Source organism: Streptomyces sp. 142MFCol3.1 (genome assembly GCF_000424945.1).
GTDB classification, from domain to species: Bacteria; Actinomycetota; Actinomycetes; order Streptomycetales; family Streptomycetaceae; genus Streptomyces; species Streptomyces siamensis.
Map to the genome: position 1 here is coordinate 1 of NZ_AUKV01000023.1, position 17,017 is coordinate 17,017.

General features: G+C 68.0%; 14 protein-coding genes. 9 read left to right on the plus strand and 5 right to left on the minus strand.

Annotated elements, in window-relative coordinates:
* The coding region (locus tag H305_RS0129905) for a hypothetical protein (RefSeq protein WP_028803711.1) at positions 1 to 624 on the plus strand (624 nt) is incomplete at its 5' end.
* 134 nt (positions 625 to 758) lie between these two features.
* Here H305_RS0129905 and H305_RS55105 read toward each other — a convergent pair.
* Together H305_RS55105 and H305_RS0129910 are read right to left on the minus strand one after the other, a co-directional pair.
* Positions 759 to 1,049: a hypothetical protein gene (locus H305_RS55105; RefSeq protein ID WP_234021097.1), complete on the minus strand. Its 291-nt coding sequence runs from the start codon at positions 1,047 to 1,049 to the stop codon at positions 759 to 761.
* Positions 1,046 to 1,681 carry a TetR family transcriptional regulator gene (locus H305_RS0129910; RefSeq protein ID WP_078629295.1) on the minus strand — a complete coding sequence of 212 codons (636 nt, stop codon included), beginning with the start codon at positions 1,679 to 1,681 and terminating at the stop codon, positions 1,046 to 1,048. The genes H305_RS55105 and H305_RS0129910 overlap by 4 nt, the downstream gene beginning before the upstream one ends.
* A 181-nt stretch (positions 1,682 to 1,862) precedes the next feature.
* On the opposite strand from H305_RS0129910, the gene H305_RS0129915 reads away from it, so the two are divergent.
* Positions 1,863 to 3,044, plus strand: coding sequence for an alkane 1-monooxygenase (locus tag H305_RS0129915; protein ID WP_028803713.1), 1,182 nt, complete (start codon positions 1,863 to 1,865; stop codon positions 3,042 to 3,044).
* Positions 3,045 to 3,942: 898 nt separating this feature from the next.
* Here the strand turns inward: H305_RS0129915 and H305_RS47315 are convergent.
* Entirely contained in the window at positions 3,943 to 4,878 is a 936-nt protein-coding gene (locus tag H305_RS47315) for a phytanoyl-CoA dioxygenase family protein (protein WP_051371066.1), read from the minus strand.
* 146 nt (positions 4,879 to 5,024) lie between these two features.
* Here H305_RS47315 and H305_RS47320 point away from each other — a divergent pair, with 146 nt between their 5' ends.
* From H305_RS47320 to H305_RS0129950, 4 genes are all read left to right on the plus strand, one after another.
* Complete coding sequence (locus tag H305_RS47320) at positions 5,025 to 5,945, plus strand: helix-turn-helix domain-containing protein (protein ID WP_051371068.1); 921 nt, start codon at positions 5,025 to 5,027, stop codon at positions 5,943 to 5,945.
* A gap of 509 nt (positions 5,946 to 6,454) precedes the next feature.
* Positions 6,455 to 7,393 carry an oxidoreductase gene (locus H305_RS0129930; RefSeq protein ID WP_028803714.1) on the plus strand — a complete coding sequence of 313 codons (939 nt, stop codon included), beginning with the start codon at positions 6,455 to 6,457 and terminating at the stop codon, positions 7,391 to 7,393.
* Positions 7,393 to 7,953 carry a TetR/AcrR family transcriptional regulator gene (locus tag H305_RS49550; RefSeq protein ID WP_028803715.1) on the plus strand — a complete coding sequence of 187 codons (561 nt, stop codon included), beginning with the start codon at positions 7,393 to 7,395 and terminating at the stop codon, positions 7,951 to 7,953. Before H305_RS0129930 ends, H305_RS49550 begins: the two co-directional genes overlap by 1 nt.
* A 1,574-nt stretch (positions 7,954 to 9,527) precedes the next feature.
* Positions 9,528 to 10,514, plus strand: coding sequence for an L-threonylcarbamoyladenylate synthase (locus tag H305_RS0129950; RefSeq protein ID WP_028803716.1), 987 nt, complete (start codon positions 9,528 to 9,530; stop codon positions 10,512 to 10,514).
* Positions 10,515 to 10,861: 347 nt separating this feature from the next.
* On the opposite strand, the gene H305_RS0129955 is transcribed toward H305_RS0129950, so the two are convergent.
* A complete protein-coding gene (locus tag H305_RS0129955) occupies positions 10,862 to 11,503 on the minus strand; it encodes a carbonic anhydrase (protein ID WP_028803717.1) in 642 nt (213 codons plus the stop codon).
* Positions 11,504 to 11,807: 304 nt separating this feature from the next.
* Between H305_RS0129955 and H305_RS0129960 the strand changes: the two genes are divergently transcribed.
* The gene (locus tag H305_RS0129960; protein WP_234021098.1) at positions 11,808 to 12,356 is read left to right on the plus strand and encodes a hypothetical protein; all 549 of its coding nucleotides are present in this window, start codon (positions 11,808 to 11,810) and stop codon (positions 12,354 to 12,356) included.
* Positions 12,357 to 12,536: 180 nt separating this feature from the next.
* On the opposite strand, the gene H305_RS47330 is transcribed toward H305_RS0129960, so the two are convergent.
* On the minus strand, positions 12,537 to 14,129 hold the full coding sequence (locus tag H305_RS47330; RefSeq protein WP_158690586.1) for an AMP-binding protein: 1,593 nt from the start codon (positions 14,127 to 14,129) through the stop codon (positions 12,537 to 12,539).
* Positions 14,130 to 15,211: 1,082 nt separating this feature from the next.
* Between H305_RS47330 and H305_RS0129970 the strand changes: the two genes are divergently transcribed.
* Both H305_RS0129970 and H305_RS47335 read left to right on the plus strand, forming a co-directional pair.
* The gene (locus H305_RS0129970) at positions 15,212 to 15,805 is read left to right on the plus strand and encodes a TetR/AcrR family transcriptional regulator (protein ID WP_028803719.1); all 594 of its coding nucleotides are present in this window, start codon (positions 15,212 to 15,214) and stop codon (positions 15,803 to 15,805) included.
* A 533-nt stretch (positions 15,806 to 16,338) separates the two neighbouring features.
* Entirely contained in the window at positions 16,339 to 17,007 is a 669-nt protein-coding gene (locus tag H305_RS47335) for an alpha/beta fold hydrolase (RefSeq protein ID WP_234021099.1), read from the plus strand.
* The last annotated feature ends 10 nt before the right edge of the window (positions 17,008 to 17,017 follow it).

The following is a 17,017-nucleotide window of genomic DNA, read 5'->3' on the forward strand; positions in this document are numbered from 1 at the left end:
GCCCCGCTGAAGCGGGCGGGCCTGGAGGTGCTCGAAGGCGGCGTGCCAGGCACTGCCTTGCCAGTGTCCGTAATGAGCGCGATGGCCAGTTGCACCCACGAGGAGACGGGCCGGCGGGATGCTTTCGTCGGCTTCGACGACCCGCAGCTCATCGAGCACGCCAATCGAGGCTGGTACGCGTTGGCGACCTCCTTCGGCCTGTTCGACGCCAGCCGCGAGTTCCTGCTCGCCCTCCCTGCCCATCGCTACAACTCGCGGGTAGACCTGTACCAGCCTCGTATATGGCGCCGGGTTCGTCTGCTCGACGCCTGGGACGTCATGGGCGCGGCGTGCGCGATCCGCCGGGGAAGATCCGTACTCGGATATGACGAGTGTCTGCTCGGCTCGCGATCCGGACGTCCGGAATTTGCGATGCTCTCGCTCGACAGCACTGTCGCCGTGGTCGGAACAACCTGGCAGGACGGCATCGGCTCCCTGGCCGTGCCCAACCCGGGAGACACGGAGCCCGTACGCCGCCTGATCGACTGGGAGGCAACCGGGGCAGACGTCCCACGCGATCGTCGCGCCCAAGCCATCGCGTGGTTGCAGCGCGACGAAGGGCCAGCCACGGTAGAGCGGGCGTGAACTGCCAGAGCAGCCTCCCGCCCGCGCGCACCGACAGACACAACTGCGTCCCCCGATACAGCGTCAGAGTGCGCAGGGGTGGGGAAACAAAGTGAGCAAGCCTGGGGAACGCGTGAGTACCGGGTAGGGACCTGTCAGCCGGGACAGGCCTGGTGACCCCCACCCAACGCTGAGGCCGCCTGGTACGGCGTCGCGGCCGCCGTGAGGCACAGGAACTCCTCGGCGCGTTCCCACGACCAGCCGTTCTCGACCACGAGCGCCCGCCAGCCGGAGGGGCCGAACCAGAACCACAGCGCCTCCGCGGTCTCCCGCGCAGTGCCGGCGGGCCGGGGGTTCAGGGGGTGTGGAGGTGGCGCGCAACGGCACGGAGAGTACCCGGCATTGTCGGTTTGCTTGTTGACGCTCGCCGTGACGAGACAGTTCACCCGCCGAAGGGCACGCCGAGTACCGCACATACGGCCCTGGACACCCGCGACGGAGCAGAAGCGGGCCGCGGTGCCGGCAGCAGGACGTAGCTGATCGTGAGGCGCACGGCCAGGTCTGCTGCCTCGGACCGCCGGTCTGCAGTCACATGGGGTGCGGCCTGCCCGAGCCACAGCTCCAGCAGGAGCCAGGCGCTGGAGAAGACGGGTTCGGCCCTGCTGGTGAGGTAGGGCAGCAATGCGTCTGTGCCTCCTCGTGTCGCGGCCAGTACCGCCCCGATGAACGGATTGGCGTCCGCTTCCGCCAGGACGTAGGCCACCGCAGCCTCGAGAGCGGCGCTGAGGTGCTCGCGCTTGCTGTCCAACACCTCGGAGAGCGGCCGCAGGAATTCTTCTGCCTCACGCTGCACCAGCGCCCGGCCGATGCCGGCCCGGTCACCGAATTCCTTGTAGATCGAGGGTCGTGACACTTCCGCTCGCTGGGCCAGATCAGCAACCCGGACGCGGTCCCAGCCGGTCTGCCCTGCCAGTACGCGCGCCTCAGCGAGCACTCGCTCACGCATCTGTTTTCGCCAGGCCACGCGAGGTGGATCGGGTAGCGGCCCCGGAACCTCCGGGAGGCGACGCTTTTGCATACACGCAGTCTGCCATCACCGGACAGCGGCTCAGCGACTCCTGCTTCTGTGATGGATCGTCAGAATGTTGACACGGCGCCCCCTTTGTCATCGCAGACTGTGTTTGGCACTCTCCTCCCGAGCGCGCCCGGTAGCCAGACGCGCCAACACACGTCTCAGGCAGAGCTTGCGAGGGAGTCCGATGAAGCCATCGTCAACGGAGACGAGCCGGTGGCGTGACCGCAAACGCCCTCTGTGGCTGCTTGCGCTCGCAGTGCCCACCCTTCCGTTCCAGGCAGGTGGCCTTGTCCATCTGACCGGCCTGAGCGCCCTGTGGTGGTGGGGTCCGTTCTTCGCCTTCGTCATCGTTCCGGCCTGCGACCGCCTCATCGGAAGTGACGTGGCCAATCCACCCGAGGAAGCGGTGCCCGGGCTGGAGGCCGACCGCTACTACCGCTGGTGCACGTACCTCTATCTTCCTCTGCAGTTCGGGGCTCTGGTGTGGGCCTGCGCTCAGTGGGCCGATGGCCGTATGTCGGTCGCCGCGGGCCTGGGACTTGCTGCCACCACCGGTGTGGTGTCCGGGGTCGCGATCAATACCGCGCACGAGTTGGGCCACAAACGAGAGCAGTTGGAACGAAGACTGAGCCGCATGGCACTGGCCCAGAGCTGCTACGGGCACTTCTACGTCGAGCACAACCACGGCCACCACATCCGGGTCGCCACCCCAGAAGACCCGGCCAGCAGCCGCATGGGCGAGAATTTCTACCAATTCTTGCCCCGAACCGTGCTGGGCAGTGTCCGCTCAGCGTGGCACCTGGAACGGCGCCGTCTCAACCGCCGCGGCAAGCCGACGGCAAGCCGGCACAACGACATCCTCACGGCATGGGCCATATCGGCGGCGCTCTTCACCGTACTCACTGCAGTGTTCGGCTGGGTGATCCTGCCCTACCTGCTGCTCCAGGCCGTGCTCGGCATTTGCTTGCTGGAGACGGTCAACTACCTGGAGCACTACGGCCTGCTGCGGCAAAGGCGCACAGACGGCCGCTACGAACGAGTCGCCCCGCAGCACAGCTGGAACAGCAACAACACCATCAGCAACCTGTTTCTGTTCCAGCTGCAGCGGCACTCCGACCACCATGCCAACCCTCTGCGCCGCTATCAGACCCTGCGTCACTTCGACGAGGCCCCTCAGTTGCCCTCCGGCTACGCTTCCATGATCGTGCTGGCCTGGTGCCCACCCCTGTGGCGCAAGGTCATGGATCCGCTGCTCGCAGCACATTACGGCGGTGACTTGTCGCTGGCCAACCTTTGCACACGTCGGCAACAAGAACTCGGCACATCCGCAGGACGGCAACGACGCCGTAGCAGAGGGGCTCTCTAGCAGGTTATGGAGCTCATCACGTGCTGGGATACCTTCGCTGTATTACTCGCAGCGGAGACCGCCCGAGCGCCGTTCCGCCCAGTCATGACTGCCTCCTCAAGCGTCGGCCCATGAAGTTGTTCTGTGATCAGCATGCCTGCAGCTGCCGATGCGAACGAACTCGTCAGCAGGGCGCTCCAATCGTCCCCCTTCCAGCCGCGCCTCTCCTTGACAGGACTCTGATCAGCGAGGTGAGCGACACCGACACCAGCGCCGCTCCACCTGGAGCACGCCCGCGGCACCGACGAAGGCGCCCGCGGACGTCGTCTCCCAGCTCGACGACCGCTGGAGACCTCGCTTCACGCAGGGCGGCAGGAAGATTTGGGCCGAGCAACTTCTCACCTAGACACGTCCTGGCGGGCGGACGCCACAACTGCCCCAGCACCCTCGTGCGATCGAGCAGCACCGGCCGGAGGTGACCCGCAGCTGGCCTCCGATCCCTGCGGCGCCACGCCAGGCGGGCGGGGTCGAGCTGGCACTGGCATTCTGCGCTCCCTCGGTCTTTGAGAGGAGCAGAAGTTGCGTGAATGACTCACACATGTCGCCGTGGGTGAGCGCGACCCGTGCGCGAACTCACCAGCCGGGCGCACGTGAGAGGCATCAGCGCGGGAACGCGAAAGAAGAACCCGTGCTCCGAAGGCGTCGGGCACTCTGGGACGATGGGCGCGGCCGACGCAGACGAGTCCGCTCGGCACCCAGGATTCTCTCGATCGCGAAAGCCGGTCCGGCCCGAGGGCGGATCTCCTTCTTGTTTCCAGGCATCCGCCGCTCGAGCATTCACCCAGAGCGTGCCAGTGGCTGGCATGCGCGGGCGCGGTCCCGGCGTGAGGTACGACCGGAGCGCGCCCGCGTGTCCGTCTCAGTTCTCCGCCACGCTGCCCGCACTGCAGTAAGCACCCGGGCTGTGCACCAGGTGGGCGACACGCAGAGCCTCACTCACAGCCTCTTCCCCAGAGGGTTGCGGACTGCCCAGGCTCCACTGGAAGGATTCCTCAGCTGGGGCGTTGCGGATCCGTTCGGCCAATGCGATCGGGATCAGCCGCTGCCGGGATGCCACCCACCGCTCGTCCCAGGGGCCTTCCGAGAGAATCTGTGTTGCGGCGCGGAACTCGTAGTAGATCGTGCGGCGCATGCTGTTGCCTTGCACGGACGGTGAGCCGTGCACCAGCATCACATCGTGGACCAGCACATCACCCGGTTCCATCTCGACCTCAAGCGATCCCGGCACCTGCCAACCGTGGGCCGCCTCGAGTGCGCAGATGTCGGCGGGTGCACGATGTGATCCGGGAACGACACGCAAAGCGCCGGCCGCGCTGCGCGAGGCGTCCAGGTAGACATCGACATTGAAGATGCGGTGGTTACGCGGATGCACGGCGTCCTGGTGCCAGGGCACAGCGGCGCCGTCTCCTTCCCCTTTGAAGACCATCGACTCATAGGTCGGAACGAAGTCAGGTCCCGCAAGGCTCTCCGCAATGCCCAGGATCGCCGGAGAGCCGAGAAGTTCCAGTGACGCCGACTCGTGCTTGGCATGGAGATAGTCCACGCGGAACAGCGCCGGCGCTCCAGAGCGCGAGGCAAAGTGGTAGTCGCTGTTGGGGACCGGTCCAGTGGCCCGCCCACGGGCGATCCAGCCCTCAGCCGCCTCTTGGAGGCGGGCCAGCAGATCGGGATCGATCCGGCCGGGCAGAACCAGAAAGCCATGGGTGTCGAAGAATTCAACCTGCTCCGGCTCGAGATGGTAGGGACGGGCGCCAGGAGCGCCCATGGACGACAGGGCAGCGGTGTTCGCGGTCATGGCACCGACGCTACGAGTTTGGGCGAAGTACGGCTTCCACCTGGCTCCGGGCCTCTTCCCAGATCCTCCGGTGCTATCTTTCCGGGCGCCCTGCGCCCGGTCAGACTGCGTACACGGCGGCAGAAGCTGTGGCTCAGGAGCCCTGAATGAGGGAGAACAGCACGATGGACTTCTCGCCTACTGTGGATGCCGAGGTTCCGCTCGCCAGCTGGAGAGGGCTGCCGGAGCCCATGTCGGCCGCGCACCGGCACGAAGGCATCGAGTTGAACGTTCCCACCGGAGGGCCGATGCACTACCTCATCGCGGGGTCTCCGGTGACTGTTCCCGACGGTGCAACGGCAGTGTTCTGGGCGGCCCTGCCTCATCAGCTCATCTCCGCCCCGCACTGCTCTGTGCAGTGGCTGCACGTTCCGCTGCAGACGCTGTTGGGCTGGAATCCCGTGCCCCGGCTGGTGGAGCGACTGCTCGGCGGCGAGACCCTGGTGCTGCAGCCACCGCAAGAATTGGCGCGGTTCACGCAGTGGAACATCGATCTGAGTGGACCTGAAACAGATCTGTCTGACGTAGCCGCGCTGGAGATATGCGCCTACCTGCACCGCCTGGACCGGCTCCTGCCTCGACAGCGACCACGCGCGTCGCTGGCGCAAGGCCGCCGGGACACTGCGGTGGGTCATGCCATCGCGATGGCCGACTTCATGGCCCGTCATCACCCCAGGCCGCTGAATGTCGCCGATGTCGCTGGCTGTGTCCCCCTGCATCCGCACTACGCGATGCAGGTATTCCGAGACGTCACGGGGACGACCATCGTGGAGTACCTCACCCGACGCCGCGTCGCCGAGGCAAGACGGTTGCTTGCGGCCACCGACCTGTCACCGGGCCGAGTCGGTCACGAGGTCGGCTTCGGATCTCAGTCCCGCTTCTATGCGGCGTTCCGTCGCATCACCGGCTGTCCGCCGGCCGCCTACCGTCAGGCAGCACGCAGCGGTGGCACATCTGCAGGACGAACCGATATGTCTGTAAAGAGGTACGCGGACAGCGATCCTGGTGCCACCACTGCCGCAGACTGAAAGACTCGGTGACCTTCCCCGTCCGCCCAAAGGTACGGTGGTTCGCCGTGGCGGGCGGTGAGTGTCTCAGCACGCCGCCAGGCGCCGGCAGACAAGCGGCGGCTGAGCCGGCCGGTGCGCAGACGGGAGCCGAGCGCGCGTCCAGTGGGGTGGGCCATGAAGTCGCCCGCCGTGGCGGTCCCCCGCCTGAAGGCCGGGGCCGCCTCGGAGGAAGCCGGTACCCGGCGAACAGACGCCGCTCTTCCCCTTTTCCGTCCGCCCGGGCACGACGGCGCCCGCCTGACGCCCTGGCCGGCCGTGACCGCGAGAGGCGAATCCGCGTGCCGCGTGACGGTGTTCGGCCGTTGCGGCACCCGGCCCAGAAAGCTGTGATGACACGGCCAGCCCGCCAACCACTGCGAAGCCGCACCACGCCTGCCCCGGCCCTCACTCCACCTTCCTCAGCGCGGCTTGCTTCATGGCGTTCACGCCCCTATCGTAATGAATGAACATTCATTCGGAGGGATGAGATGGCCTGGACCACGCGGAACATTCCTGACCAGCACGGTCGGACGGCCGTCGTCACCGGCGCCAACGGCGGGCTTGGCCTTGTGACGGCTCGTGAACTCGCAGCCAAGGGCGCACACGTGGTGATGGCGGTGCGCAACCAGGACAAGGCCACACGGGCCGTGGATGAGATCCGCGCGAGCGTGCCGGACGCCTCTTTGGAACTGGTCGCTCTGGACCTGTCGTCCCAGGCATCGGTGCGGGAGGCCGCGGCGAAGATCATGGCCGCTCACCGACGGATCGACCTACTGTTCAACAACGCTGGCGTCATGGCGATCGCCGAGGCGAGGACCGTCGACGGATTCGAGATGCAGTTCGCCGTCGACCACCTGGGGCACTGGACGCTCACCGCGCACCTGCTGCCGGCACTGCTGCGGACCGCTGCCTCCCGGGTGGTGACCGTGACCAGTACGGCGCACCACATGGGCCGTTCCCTTGATGTGGCCAACCCGCACCTTGAGGGAAACTACGGGCCGTGGCGCGCCTACGGCCAGGCCAAACTGGCCAACTTCCATTTCGGCCTGGGCCTGCAGCGTGAACTGGAGAAGGCGGGCGCCTCAACCGCCAGCGTGATCGCGCATCCCGGCCTGTCCGACACCAATCTCCAGGCGGTCAGTGTCGAGGGATCCAGCGGCGGCGCATCGCAGCGGTTCTTCCACTTGATGGCTCAACGTACCGGCATGTCCGCCGATGACGGTGCGCTGTCGCAACTGCGGGCCGGTACGGATCCGGCGGCCAGGGGCGGAGAGTTTTACGGACCGCTGTTCGTGAACAACGGCATGCCGGTACGCAAGCCGGTGCTGCGGCGCCTCGGGATGGACCGGGCCATCGCCAAGCTGTGGGAGGTGTCCGCACGCGAGACCGGTGTCGCCGTCGATGTCCGCGGTGCGGACGGCATGTGATGGCAGCGCCGAAGAACCGGGCGGCAGCGGTGCGGGCCGCGCTGCGCACGCTGGTCGCCCGGCACGGCTTCCACGGCGCCTCCATGAGCGCGGTGGCCAAGGAGGCGGGCGTGGCAACCGGAACCGCCTACACCCATTACGCATCAAAGGACGCGCTGGTAGTGGCCGCCTACGCTGAGACGAAAGCCGAACTCGCACACGCGATCACGGCAGGCCTGACCTCTGATCTCCCACCGCGCGAGCGGTTCCATGCGGTGTGGTTGTCCTGCTACCGCTACCTCACGGCGCACCCGGTGCATGCGCAGTTCCTGCTGCAGGTCGAGCACTCTCCCTATCGCCTCGCGGCACATGAAGCCGCCCTGGCCAACGAGGACGACCCGCTGGTGGCCGAGGTGGCACGGTCCGATATGGGCGCGCTGCTGGTCTCGCTGCCCCTCGACGTGCTCTACGAACTCGCCCTCAGCCCAGCCGTGCGGCTGGCGGCCGGCCGCGTCGAACTGAGCTCGGACGAACTCAGTGTCGTGGCTGACGGCTGCTGGCGGGCCATCAGCAAGCCCTGAAAGCCGGAGCTTCCCGGACGTGGTCCACGCGTGAGCGACCCGAAGCGGCTGGGTCAGACGATGGCTTTCTTCTACAGCGTTGGGGGCCCGTTGATGGACACCCAAGGGCTTTTGGGCTCTGGTGCCCCCGAACCAGTGGGCCATTCCATGGGAGAGCGTCCCTTCGCGCAGCGGCCCATCCGCACGTACGCGCAGTCGTAGCTCTGGCACCCTGGCTGTACGCAGTCGTACTGCACGGCGATCACGACACAGCACCAGCCCCGGAGCCTCCATCGACTACGTGCGCCGGGCCCGAACCTCACAAGCCCACGCAGGCATCCTCCTGGTCCGCAACGGTGATCACGCCATGCTGCACCGCTGCAGCCTCTGGCACCGCAGCATCGCCGACCTCGTCTCGGGCTTGCTCCACCCCACCCGGCAGCCTTCCGGCCTGGCCGCCCTCAGCTGCACAGCCGCAGGCCCTCTGCTGGTGTAGCAACTGACGCCACCAGCGGGGCAGGGCTCGCCGGTATCCACCTTCCGCACCCTCATGCACCGCGCCCGAACAGCACAGGAGCGAAACGCTCTGCCAGCACTCACAGCCATCCGCACCCCGTTGAGCTTCCCGAGCTGGCGGGCGCCGAAAGCGGGCACGGCGCTTGCGTGCGTACCCGTCGGGCTATGCCCGCCAGCCCGTCCGGCCGAAAGGGTCGTGGCGCAAGATGCATGCCTGGCCAGCGCCATCGGCGCCCCGTCGCGCGGCCTCTCATATCTGGTTCCGCAGCCGTCCCCCTTTCGGATGGGGAAAAGCGCAATGAAATCGCAAACAGTTCATGCGAGACAAGCAGTCCTAGGCGGTGACGCCCATAAGCGCGCTGCGCAGCACTGGACTGCCGGGGTCTGGGCGGTCGGGCTGGCATGATGATCCCGACCCAGCGGGGCACAGGGCATGCAAGTCGCATCGAGTGGCTGATTCAGCTTGATCCAGCGCGGAACCCACCGGCGTCGACGCCAGGGAGGGAGCGCACTACGCCCTACATGCCTTTGCCGAGAATGCCGTTGATCACTGAAGGTCGTCCTGTTGTCTATACCGGTCTCCTGGCATCAGACGGATCCGTTCCCATTCACCTCACTGAAGCAGCACGCCACGCTGACGGCGGGCGACGCGGCGTCTGTCGGCCTGAGGCCAGCTGCACGACACGACGACGTGACGGACTCACAGGTTGGTGTCTGATCACGTTGCGCGTGCACCTCGAACCGGCACTCGTGCTGGCGGCCCTCCGATTCCTGCCTGGCACCGGGGGCGTGCGGCGACCACCCGCCCTGGTCGGTGTCGATGTCCGGTTCGTCGTCGGGCTGGGCCAGCGGCCGAACGGTCCGATCAGCTGCTCAGGGGTGGCGCTGAGCACGCCGGCTCCCTTCGTGCGGTGCGGCGGCATCGGGAGCACGCGTCCTCCCCTTCGTGCCGGCCTGCACCAGCAAGGGAATCGCCGAGGTGGTGCGACTCCAGGAGACCCAGGGGTCGGGCGGCGCGCCACGTCGACGGTTGGCGCTGAGAATGATCACGACCGTCGCCAGTCCTCGAGGCCCCTAGGATGGCGAGGGTGAGGGCAAGAACCCATGACATCGACAAGGCGGCCGGTGTGCTGCGCAACGGAGGCCTGGTGGCTCTCCCGACCGAGACCGTCTACGGACTCGGCGCCAACGCTGAGGACCCCGCCGCCGTCTCGCGTATCTTCCAGGTCAAGGGGCGCCCGGCTTCGCACCCTCTGATCGTCCACATCAGCAGCGCGGAGCACCTGGACGACTGGGTCCAGGATGTACCCGCGACGGCCCGCCTGCTGGCCGAACACTTCTGGCCGGGGCCCCTGACGCTGGTCCTGCGACGCGGTCGCCGGGTGCCTCTCGAAGCGACCGGTGGCTTGGAGACGGTGGCCGTGCGCGTGCCCGACCACCCCGTCGCACTCGCGCTGCTGTCGGCCTTCGGTGGTGGTGTCACGGCCCCGTCCGCCAACCGCTTCGGCTCGGTGAGCCCTACGACCGCGGACGACGTCCGTGCCGAGCTGGGCGACGCCGTCGACTTCGTGCTGGACGGCGGCGCCTGTCAGGTCGGTGTCGAGTCGACCATCGTCGACGCCACCGGCGAGATCCCGACCATCCTGCGGCCCGGCGGGGTGACGCACGAGGACCTCGAAGCGGTGCTGGGGTGCCCGCTCGCGGTCCCTGAGACCAGCCACATCCGGGTGCCGGGCCAGCATCCGTCGCACTACGCCCCGCGTGCCCAGGTCGTGCTGGTCGAACCGGAGAAGGTCGTCGCCGAGGCGAAGGTGGCGCAGGAACTGGGGCACCGGGTCGGCGTCTTTCTCCCCGCCGCCTACGCCGACGCTGAGGTGGAGGCGCACGCGGTGGTGGCGGTCCCCGGTTCCATGGGCGCCTACGCGCGCGGCCTGTACGGCTTCCTGCGCGAGCTCGACCGGCAAGGGTGCGATCTCATCATCGCGTCACTGCCGGCTGAGGAGGGGCTGGGACTGGCGATCGCCAACCGGCTCCGCCGCGCCGCGGGACCCCGGACCATCGTGTGACCAGCGCCGACACCGTGCCTTACTGCTCCCGGGTGCGGGGACCGGGCGAATTCGTGACAGCTGAGCTTCCGCCGGTCTGGCAGGCCGGGCGCAATCCGTGTCGCCCACCGTCGGTGACGACCGTTCCCCATGCCCGGCACACCTCGCAGCCCGCGGTACGCGCCACGTCGTCCGGGGGGCGCTGGGTGCGTGGTCGGCTCCATGAGCCATCGGTGGTGCCCTTCGAAGGTGGTCGAGTGGTGAACCCGGTAGGTTTCTCCACGTAGGCGGGTCTCCTCTCTCCTCCGACGCAGACGGATCTCCTCCGGCCGGGGCAAATCGCGTGCGGGCAGCCGCCGCCGGCATGGTCAGGACGCGACAGGGACCGCCGCATCAAAACCGCGAGAGGCGACGAGCTGCGCACTGCCGTCGGCCAGCCGGTAGGACAGCCCCACCACACCCAGGCGGCCGGCCGCCACCCGCTCGGCCAGGAGGCGGGAGCGTTCAAGCAGCAGGTCCACGGTGTACTCGATGTGCTCGGCCAGGATCTCGTCGGCCGTCTCGCGTCCAGCGGCGCGGGCTGCCAGCACGTTCGCAGTCACCCGTTCGACAACATCACGGACGAAGCCGCCGGGCACCCCGCCGCCGTCGGCAGCGGCACGCGCGGCTGCGATGGCCCCGCACGAGTCGTGACCGAGCACGACGACGAGCGGGGCGTCGAGCACGCTCACGCCATACTCGACGGAACCGAGGGCCTCTGCACCGGCGACATGCCCCGCGGTGCGCACCACGAACAGGTCGCCCAGGCCGCGGTCGAAGATGATCTCGGCGGCCAGCCGGGAGTCGGAGCACCCGAACAGCACGGCGAACGGCTGCTGGGACGGTGCGATCTCGGTGCGGCGTATGGCGTCCTGGTTCGGATGCTCGGGAGTGCCTGAGACGAAGCGCTGATTACCGACCATGAGCAACTCGAAGGCCTCGCGGGGCGTCGGGTTCTGATTCTCGGGCATGGCGGCAGCCTACGGGTGGGCACCACCCTCGCACCGCCCGGGCCCGCCGGAGATCACCAGGTCGGGCCACACCGACGGCCTTGTCACAACCCAGGACCGAACACGTCCTCGCCTTCGCCGGCACAGCCGCAGCCCTCACCGGCCACCGCCGACTCATCCGGTGAGTCAGTCGGCCGGGAGCAGATGCATGCCGGCCCGCACCGGTGGTGTCAGTGACGCCCCGTAGGGTGCGCTGACACTCAACGAGGAGGTTCTCATAGGCTTTTCCGGTCATCTGATCTTCGCACGCAGCGAGCGCTCACTGTTGGAAGCACCCCTGTTCGACAGCACCGATCCAGGGCTGAACGACAGCGTGTATGAGTGGCCGCCGCGACCGGTCGGCTGGCAGACCCTGCAACTGGAACACGGCATCTGGGAGGACGAGTACCTGCTCGACCTGGTCGAATGGACTGCTGCGCCGGCTTGCGTCGCCGACGTCTCCGACAGCAGCGTCGCCCTCGTGACCGCACTGGACACCAACGGCCGACGCTGGCAGGCATGGCTCAACCTGGACAACGCCGCTGCCCTCCTCGTCGAGGAACCCGAGGACGTGGACGACGTGAGTCTGTGGATGGCCACCCCGGAGTTCGAAGAGGCCATCAGACACAAACGCGCCGAGCTCGACGCAGAGGTTCCGGCCGACGCCGAAGGCGCCCTCGTGTGGGCCTCAGCGGCTGGTGTCCCGGCCACGGCGCAGCAGTCCCGGATCGAGGAACTGCTGCGTTCTCAGGAAACCTTCGCGGAGGAGCTGTTCGACGCACTAGTGGATGAACTGGGCTTCCCCGAAGCCGACCAGTCCTCACCGCAGCCATAAGAAACGACGTATCGGCCCGACTCTCTCGTGACGGCCCGCCGGCTTCTTCGGCGGGCCATTCCGGCTGCCGGGAGGGACGCAAACACGCGGCGGACCCAGCCCGGAGGCGCCGGCGGTGCCACCGTCGCAGCACAACGACCTGGACGAGTCAGCCGCCGGGCGCCGTCGGGGGGCCGACCGTCATGGGGAGAGTCGGTTCTCCAGGCGGCCGTCTCTCAGCTGGGAGCGCAGGATGTCCTTGCGGACCTTGCCGATGGTGTTGCGGGGCAGCGCCGTGACCAGTTCGAGCCGGCTGGGCTGGTACCACTGCGTCATGCCCTGGGCGGTGAGTGACGCACGCAGGCCGGCGAGCGTGGGTGCGCAGATGCCGGGCACGACGACCGCGCAGGCGAGTTCGTTGCCCGCTTCGTCCAGGTAGCCCACGAGAGCGACATCGTGGACATCGGGGTGTGCAAGCAGTACCGACTCGACGTCGTTGATCGGGATCATGAACGAACCGCCTATACGGTCGGCGGTTCGGCCGAGGACGCGCATGCCTCCACGGCCGTCCGGGATCGCCAGGTCGCCGGTGTCGTACCAGCCGCCGTCGCCCCCCGCCGTCACCCTCAGGCGGCCGCCGTCACGACCAAAGGTCGCCAGGCACACACCGGCGCCGCGGACGAAGAGCCGCGCCGGCTGCTCGGCCGTGGGCGGGAGGCCGGTCTCGGAGCGGAAGTCGATCTCCAGCCCGGCGCCGGGCCGGCCGTCGCTGTGACAACCCCACAGCGGCGGATCGTCACGCCGGGTCCAGGTGTGTCCGGGAACCTCGGTCATGCCCCACAGTGTGCGCAGGGGCACACCCCAGGTCTGCGGGACGGCGGCCACAAGCGGTGCTGGAACGGTCGTGGCGCCACTGAGCACCATACGCAGCGGGGGCACCGGCCCGGTCCGTGCGCGTGCCGCAGCGGTCAGCTCGGTGATGAACGGCGGCGCCCCCGCCAGGACGGTGGTCTCGCTCTCGGTGACGATGTCGAGGGTCTTCTTGGGATCCCAGGCATCACAGAGCACCGTGGCACCACCGGCCAGCAGCGGGATCATGATGTTGTACATCATGCCGAAGATATGGGTCAGCGCCTGGGTGGTGAAGAACCGGTCGTGCGGGCCGAGTTCCTCCTCCTGGACAACCGCCGAGGCTCCGGCGTAGATGGTGTTGAAGGTGTGCAGCACGCCTTTCGGCTCGCCGGACGTACCGGAGGTGAACAGGACCACGGCCACCCGGTCGGGGTCCTCGGCGTCCCCGTGCGCACGCAGCGTGTGCCGCTCCTCCCACGGCGTCTGCTCGAAGTGGCGGCCGAAGTCCACCGCGCCCTCGCCGACCTCGCCCCGCGCCATGACCACCCGGTGCCGCAGTTTCGGCAGTCGGGGCGCCATCGCCGCCACCTCGTCCGCGTACGACACACCGCCCATGCTGTCCACTGTGACGCACGCACTGGCGTCCAGCCGGGACAGAACGCGTTCCAGTTCACGCGGACCGATGGTCATCATGAGAGGTGCGACGACGGCTCCGACCCGTGCGCAGGCCAGGAACAGCGCGCTGACCTGCCACCAGTTGGGCAGCTGCATCACGACGACCTGCCCCGGCCCTACCCCCAGCTCCTTCAACGCGCCGGCGAACCGTTCGACGTGGCCGCTGAACTCCTGGTAGGTCAAGCGGCGCACGCCCGAGTCGGCACGGTAGGCGATGACCGCGGTGGCGTCCGGCGTCTGGACGCTCCACTTCCGCAGATCCGCCAAGGGCCCCTCGTCCCGCCAGACACCCGCGGTGCGGTACGCATGCACGTGTTCCCGAGGGGGGCGCGTCTCGGTCAGGAGCAGCGATGTCTGCTCGTCCCGGGGAAGCGTTCCGGGCCGTCGCTGCAGGCGATTAGTTGAATTTTCCACAAACATGAAGACGGTTACGCGCCGAAAAGAGTTCCACAGGTCCCAGCCGTCCGCCTGCGCAGCACGCGCACCGTCGTCGATGTGCCGGGTGGGTCCCACACGCAACCGATGAGATAGCGCGCGGGTGTCATGCGCGCAGTCCACAGCGCTCGGCAAGCCCGCGCAACCCGCTCAGCGCCGAGGTCTCGCACCGACCAAGTCCTGACGACGTCCACCGCGCCCGGCCGGTTGCGGAGTCTCCGGCGCCTCTTCTCGGTCGGGCGAGGACGTTTCAGGTGAGCGCGAACAGCCGGATGCCCCTTGTCATTCATGTACTGACCTGGATGTCTTTGGACCGGCAGAACCACCGGTTGTCACCTCGGAGCGCATCGCAGGCGGCGTCAACACGCACCCCGTGATCATCCGCCGATGCCTCGGGACCTCCGTAAGGCCTGACTGGGGGGCCAAGAGGGGGCCGGTGCCGGCTGGATGTTTGGTGCAGCCCGAGGAGATCTCCCTGCTCGAGGTTCACCGTGCCATCGAGGGGGCGGCCTGTTCGGGATGCATCACGCGCTGCCGAACAGCGACTGCGTGGTCGGCTTCGGCATTCACCCGCCTTGCAGCGCCCTGGAGGAGCAGATGCAGCGTGGGCTCTCGCGCAGCACGATCGCCGACGTGCTGCGCGCGGCCTCGGTCCGGGTAGCGCATCCCAGGTGCGCAGACGCAACCCAGCGGACATCGAACCCGGGTGCAGCGGCAGATCCCGATGGCGCAATCGCCTGAGCCCGCCGTCGCTTTGAGGGAGGATGCGAGAAGGCCCCCCCCGCTTGTGACGGGGGTGCATGCGCAGCACAGATCCACCTGCGCCTTAAAGGTTCGCGTTCGCGGACGTCAGATGACGACCACATCCCGTATTATACCGACTACTATAATACGAGAATTGCGGGAGGGCTGACATGGCGGGAGGACGGCCGCGCGCCTTCGACGTCGACGAGGCGCTGGACCGGGCGCTGGAGGTCTTCTGGCGCCATGGTTACGAGGGCGCCGGGATCTCGCAGCTCACCGCTGCGATGGGTATCAATCCACCCAGTCTGTACAACACCTTCGGCAACAAGGAGGAACTGTTCCGGCAGGTCCTCGACCGCTATGCGGACGGCCCGGCCGACTACATGCAGAAGGCATTTGCCGAGCCCACCGCCCGGCAGGTCGTCGAGCGCCTGCTGCACGGTGGTGCAGACGCCACCACCCGCCCCGACTGCCCTCCCGGGTGCCTGACCCTACAGGGCGGACTTGCCGCTTCCCCGGGTGGCGAGAAGGTGGTGGACGAGCTGGCCGGACGCCGCGCTGCCGGGGAAGCGGCCCTGCGAACGCGGATGGAAAAGGCCCAGGACGAGGGGGAGCTTCCCGCCGACGCCTCCCCTGCCGATCTCGCCCGCTTCTTCGCCACCGTGTTCCAGGGCCTGGCCGTGCAGGCCGCGGGCGGTGCGAGCACTGAAGAACTGCACCGGGTCGCCGATCTCGCGATGAACGCCTGGCCAACAGACGGCTGACACGCGACGCCGACGACTCGGCCCCGACGGAGCGTGGCATGCAGGAAGGCCAGATCCGCAGCTCACGACCTGAAAACTGGTCGTGAGCCCAGCGGTTGCACCACGGCGAACCCGAACGGGGCTTTTTCGACCTCGCCAAAAAGGCGGCACCCATGGCAGGCAACCTGCGGCAGCCCCGCAGGTTGCTGCACGGATCGCCGCACCCCAGGCCATGACGAGCGGGACGACCGCGGGCACGGAGCCCGCCGGCGGGTCGACGAGAACGGCCGCGACCGCGACCAGCACCGACGGTGACGTAGACCGCCCGTGGACTGCGGCAGAAGACCGCGCCGGCGGCGAAGTTGCCGGCCAGCTCGGTCACCCCGTAGGCCAGCGGTCCGTGCGACCCAGGGCGAGGCGACCTCTCGGGCAGGATCTCCAGGCTCGCGCACCTCAACCATGATGTAACAATAAGCGTTACATCACCGCTCCGCTGCGGCGGCCCAGCGGCAGCCGGGCCCTCGAGTCGCGATACAGAGCGATCGGGTCCCCACTTGACACGACACGCGGAGCGCTCTACTACGACCGGCTGGAACACCGACCGCATCGCCGCCGCCTGGGTCAAGCTCATGGACCGCCTCGGCTACCGCGACTACATCGTCCAGGGCGGCGACTGGGGCGGCAGCGTCGCCACGCAGGTCGGCAAGCTCCGTCCGGCCGGCCTGGCCGGCGTCCACCTCAATCTGCCCGAGTTCATGCCGACCGGCGGTCTCCCCGCGGACAACCCCACCCCCGCCGAGCAGACGGCCATCGCTCAGCAGCAGTTCAACCAGGTCTACTCCGGGTACTTCACCGAGCAAGCCACCCGCCCGCAGACCATCGGCTGCGCCCTCAACGACTCCCCCGCGGCACTGGCCGCCTGGATCTACGAGAAGTTCGTCGACTGGACCGACAGCCACCACCACCCGGAGCGGGTCCTGACGCTCGACGAGATGCTCGACGACATCACCCTGTACTGGCTCACCGCAACGGGCACCTCCTCGGCGCGGCTGTACTGGGAGTTCTACCGAAGCAACCACGATCTGACCAAGCTCGCGCTGCCCGTCGGCGTGAGCGTTTTCCCCGGCAAGCTGGTGCGCACACCGCGCGTCTGGGCAGAGTGCGCCTACAGCAACCTGACCTACTTCAACGACCACATCGGAACTGCGCTGACCCGCACGTAAGCACGGGTCC

Bases quoted from the DNA above. Each gene is read 5' to 3' on its own strand.
- H305_RS0129910 (WP_078629295.1), bottom strand. From the start codon at position 1,681: ATGCAAAAGCGTCGCCTCCCGGAGGTTCCGGGGCCGCTACCCGATCCA.
- H305_RS0129915 (WP_028803713.1), top strand. From the start codon at position 1,863: ATGAAGCCATCGTCAACGGAGACGAGCCGGTGGCGTGACCGCAAACGC.
- H305_RS47315 (WP_051371066.1), bottom strand. From the start codon at position 4,878: ATGACCGCGAACACCGCTGCCCTGTCGTCCATGGGCGCTCCTGGCGCC.
- H305_RS47320 (WP_051371068.1), top strand. From the start codon at position 5,025: ATGAGGGAGAACAGCACGATGGACTTCTCGCCTACTGTGGATGCCGAG.
- H305_RS0129930 (WP_028803714.1), top strand. From the start codon at position 6,455: ATGGCCTGGACCACGCGGAACATTCCTGACCAGCACGGTCGGACGGCC.
- H305_RS49550 (WP_028803715.1), top strand. From the start codon at position 7,393: ATGGCAGCGCCGAAGAACCGGGCGGCAGCGGTGCGGGCCGCGCTGCGC.
- H305_RS0129950 (WP_028803716.1), top strand. From the start codon at position 9,528: ATGGCGAGGGTGAGGGCAAGAACCCATGACATCGACAAGGCGGCCGGT.
- H305_RS0129955 (WP_028803717.1), bottom strand. From the start codon at position 11,503: ATGCCCGAGAATCAGAACCCGACGCCCCGCGAGGCCTTCGAGTTGCTC.
- H305_RS0129970 (WP_028803719.1), top strand. From the start codon at position 15,212: ATGGCGGGAGGACGGCCGCGCGCCTTCGACGTCGACGAGGCGCTGGAC.